Origin of the sequence: Pseudactinotalea sp. (assembly GCF_048594945.1) — a bacterium.
GTDB lineage: Bacteria > Actinomycetota > Actinomycetes > Actinomycetales > Beutenbergiaceae > Pseudactinotalea.
In genome coordinates this window covers 1-2,845 of sequence record NZ_JBMDXJ010000310.1, presented here as the reverse complement: position 1 = coordinate 2,845, position 2,845 = coordinate 1, and the positions used below count along the sequence as shown (strand labels likewise).

Sequence of the window (2,845 nt, the reverse complement as noted above, 5' to 3'; positions counted from 1 at the left end):
CGTCGGCACGGTGACCGCCGCGATCCTCGGGTTGACGACGCTCTCCTACATCGGGGTCATCCCGGTGACGACCTACAACTGGGGCACCATCCTCAACTGGGCGTCCGCTCAGGGCGCGTTCCAGCAGAACCAGTGGTGGTGGTACCTGCCGCCGGGGCTGTGCATCGCGATCATCGGTGTGGCGCTCTCGCTGATCAACTTCGGCATCGACGAGTACGTCAACCCGCGTCTGCGCTCGGCGGGGGAGCGTGCCCGTGCCATGAAGAAGAAGGGGCTCGACGTGAACGAGCCCGTGACTGCCGTTCGTACCGAGCGCGACTCGAACACCGCCGCCGCGCCCGAGAAGGAGTCCGAGTGAGCGAGCCGTTCCGCGACCCGACGCTGACCACCGCCGATCGGGTTGCGGACCTGTTGGCGCGGATGACGCTCGAGGAGAAGGTCGGGCAGATGCTTCAGCTCGACGCGCGCGAGGACCTCGCCGACGCGGTGCAGGGTCGCCATGCCGGCTCGATCCTGCACACCTCACCCGAGCGCATCGTCGAGGCGAATCGGCTCACGGGCGGGACCCGGTTGCGGATCCCGCTGCTCGTGGCCGAGGACTGCATCCACGGGCACTCGTTCTGGCCGGGTGCCACGATCTTTCCCACGCAGCTCGGCATGGCCGCCTCTTGGGACCCGGAGCTGCTCGAACGGGTGGCGCGGGCGACGGCGGTCGAGGTTGCCGTGACCGGCATCCACTGGACGTTCTCGCCGGTGCTCTGCATCGCCCGTGACCTGCGTTGGGGCCGCGTGGACGAGACCTTCGGGGAGGACCCGTTCCTCATCGGCGAGCTCGCCAGCGCCATGGTGCGCGGATACCAGGGCGACGGGCTGGGCGACCACACCGCGATCCTCGCGACCGCCAAGCACTTCGCCGGCTACTCCGAGACCCAGGGCGGGCGCGATGCCAGCGAGGCCGACATCTCGCGCCGCAAGCTGCGGTCGTGGTTCCTGCCGCCGTTCGAGCGGGTGGCGCGTGAAGGGTGCCGCACGTTCATGCTCGGCTATCAGACCACCGACGGCGTCCCGATCACGGTCAACGACTGGCTCCTCACCGAGGTGCTCAAGGAGGAGTGGGCCTACACCGGCATGCTCGTGACCGACTGGGACAACGTGGGTCGCATGGTCTGGGAGCAGCGGGTGCAGCCTGACTATGCGCACGCTGCAGCCGCCGCCACCCGCGCCGGGAACGATATGATCATGACGACGCCGGGCTTCTATGAGGGGGCGCTCGAGGCGGTCGAGACCGGAATGCTCCCGCCGGATGCGTTCGACGACGCCGTGGCGCGCATCCTCACCATCAAGTTCGATCTCGGGCTCTTCGAGGACCCGCGGCTGCCCGCGGAGGAGCGGGAGAGCGTCGTCGGGCAGTCCGGGCACAGTGCTCTCAACCTCGAGACCGCACGGCGTTCGATCGTGCTGCTCGAGAACGACGGGACCTTGCCGCTCGGGGTCGCCGAGGGTGCGGCGGGCGCTACCAGAGCGCCGCTGCGGATCAGCGTGGCCGGTCCACTGGCCGATGACGCCCAGTACCAGCTGGGTGACTGGGCTGGTGGTTCCGGTCAGGCGGGCTGGATCGAGGGGCAGCCACGGGCGATGATCACCACGGTGCTCGATGGGCTGCGCGAGCTCGCGCCCGCGGGATCCGACGTCACCTACACGCGCGGCGCGGACATCCTCACACTGGCGGCGGACTCGCTGGGCGCCACGTTCCCCGACGGACAGCCCCGTCCCCCCGTGGTCACGGCGTGTGAGCCGGACGAGGCGATGATCACCGCGGCGGTCGCCGAGGCCGAGCAGGCGGACGCCGTGGTCGCGGTCGTGGGGGACCACATACTGCTCGTGGGCGAGGGGCGGTCCACGGCCACGCTGGAGCTGATCGGCGGGCAGATCGCGCTGCTCGACGCACTGATCGCGACCGGGACACCCGTGGTCGTGGTGCTGCTGGCCTCGAAGCCGCTCGTGCTCCCGGCCAGCGTGGCTCGCGCGGCTGCGGTGCTCTGGGTCGCGAATCCCGGGATGGAGGGCGGCCGGGCGATCGCCGAGATCGTGCTCGGGCACGTCGAGCCCTCCGGCCGGCTGCCGATCTCGTTCGCCCGCCATGTGGGGCAGCAGCCGACCTACTACAACCAGATCCGCGGTCAGCACGGCGATCGCTACGCCGACCTCACCCAGGAACCGGCGTGGGTGTTCGGCGAGGGGCGCTCGTACACCACGGTCACGTACACGGACCTGTCGCTGTCGGCGGCTACGGTCGGCGCCGACGACGTGGTCACGGCCGAGGTGACGGTCGCCAACACCGGCCACCGCCCGGTGCGGGAGACCGTGCAGCTCTATGTCCGCGACGACACCACGAGCGCGAGCTGGGCCGACAAGGAGCTCAAGGCATACCAGCAGGTGCTCCTCGACCCGGGTGAGACCGCGCGCGTGCGCCTCGACCTGGCGGTGGCCGACTGCACGATCGTCGACGCGCAGGGTGCGCGCGTGGTGGAGCCGGGGACGTTCGACGTGCTCGTGGGGCCATCCTCGCGCGACGTGGATCTGCTGACCGCGAGGTTCACGGTCGCCTGACGAATCGTTGATATTCCGGGGCTGACGAGCAATGTCAGACCCTCCGTCTACGGTCGTGTGCATGGTCGAGGACACCGATGGCGAGACGCCTCCCGATCGCGCTCACGCTCGTTCGGTGGGCTCGAATGCGGAGGGTCCTGAGCGCACGACGGCGGAGGGTCGGGATGGGGAGTCGAACGGCGCCTGGGATGACCATGACTGGTCGGACGTGCCTGTGGTGCCGCGGTCTGACGAG

1 protein-coding gene and 1 pseudogene are annotated in these 2,845 nt (G+C 69.8%); both read left to right on the top strand.

Annotated features, from left to right (window positions below):
* Positions 1-358 (top strand): annotated as a pseudogene (locus ACOJSN_RS13810) (ABC transporter permease); the annotation flags it as partial.
* Positions 355-2,610, top strand: a complete 2,256-nt coding sequence (locus ACOJSN_RS13805) for a glycoside hydrolase family 3 N-terminal domain-containing protein (protein ID WP_420113080.1) — start codon at positions 355-357, stop codon at positions 2,608-2,610. The pseudogene ACOJSN_RS13810 and the gene ACOJSN_RS13805, both read left to right, overlap by 4 nt.
* Positions 2,611-2,845 lie beyond the last annotated feature (235 nt).